Consider the following 1,210-nt stretch of genomic DNA (forward strand, 5'->3'; position numbering starts at 1 on the left):
CTGCGCCAGCGCGCGGCGCTCGCTGTCGGCCGACGGTGCGGGCAGGGTCTCGGCCTCCTCGGGCGTGAGTTCCTCGCGGATCTCGGCGCAGATGCGCATCAGGTCGGCGCGGGCCGCCGCCACGTTGCGCTGGCAGAACGCCAAGCGCATGCCCTCTTCCACCTGGTCGGCCAGGGCCACGCCCCGGCGCGTGGCGTCGAGCCCCACGATGTGGCGCACCCGGGTGTCCGTGCCGAAATGCCCGGCCCGGCCGAGCGGCTGCACGCCGGCATCCACCAGGCCCGCGAGCGTGGCCCGCACTTCGCGCAGCGCGGGCTGCGGGTCGCCGTCCAGCGAGATGTGCAGCGTGTCCAGCAGCGCATCCAGCGCCGGCTGGCCGTCGAGCGCCAGCACCACGTTGTCCTGCGCCTCGGTGATGGTGCACAGCGGCCCCACGGGCTGGCAACCCTGCGTGACGCGCGACAGCAGGCTCACGCCCTCGCTGAAGGCCACGCCCGACAGTCCGCCGTCGAACACGCCGCGCGCGCCGCCCTGCCCCGCGATGTTGCCGTTGCCGCCCACGGCGAACTGCACGCTCGCGTTGCGGCTGGCCGACAAGCCGCCGAACAGGTAGCCGGTGGCCGTGCGGTCGGCCATTTCATCGATCAGCTCGGCCAGGTCGGGCGTGCGGCCGTCCGCGTGCACGAGCGCCGTGTGGGCGACGAACCCGCTGGCCGCATTGCGCGCCAGGGGCGCCACGCCGGAGAACACGCGGTACTGGTCGGACCGCAGGTCCAGCAGCATGACGGACAGCGCCGGCTCGTCGAAGTATTCAGCGTTGTTGGCCGCCACGCCCACGCCCACGGTGCCGCTCCAGTCGGTCACCTCGGGCAGTTCGGCCGACACGAAGTCGAGCAGGGCCTGCGCCTCGTCCGCATAGTGGTCGGTGATGTAGAGCACCCCCAGGGTGGGCGCGCTGGCGTACTGCGGCAGCGCCATCTGCGCGCGCAGTTGCGCCAGCACCAGCGCGGCCGCCATGCGCCACTGGGGATGGGTGGCGTGGCCGTTGGGAAAGAGTTTCATGGTCGGTGGCAAAGGTCGCGGCGGCCCGCTGCGCGGGCGGCCATGTCAGAAAAAAGTGCGGGTGGTGGCGGTCACTGGCCCGTCCGCTTGCGCGGCGCGGCGGACCTGGCTGCGGCCGGCGCGGCGGTGCGCCGGGCCGCTGGAGAAG

1 protein-coding gene is annotated in these 1,210 nt (G+C 73.5%); it reads right to left on the bottom strand.

The features are described from left to right. Positions 1-1,062, bottom strand: a 1,062-nt coding sequence (locus AC27IO_RS24470) for an FIST signal transduction protein (protein WP_498741244.1), incomplete at its 3' end; no start/stop codon positions are given. Between the last annotated feature and the right edge of the window lie 148 nt (positions 1,063-1,210).

The organism is Acidovorax sp. KNOB132, from assembly GCF_057541515.1.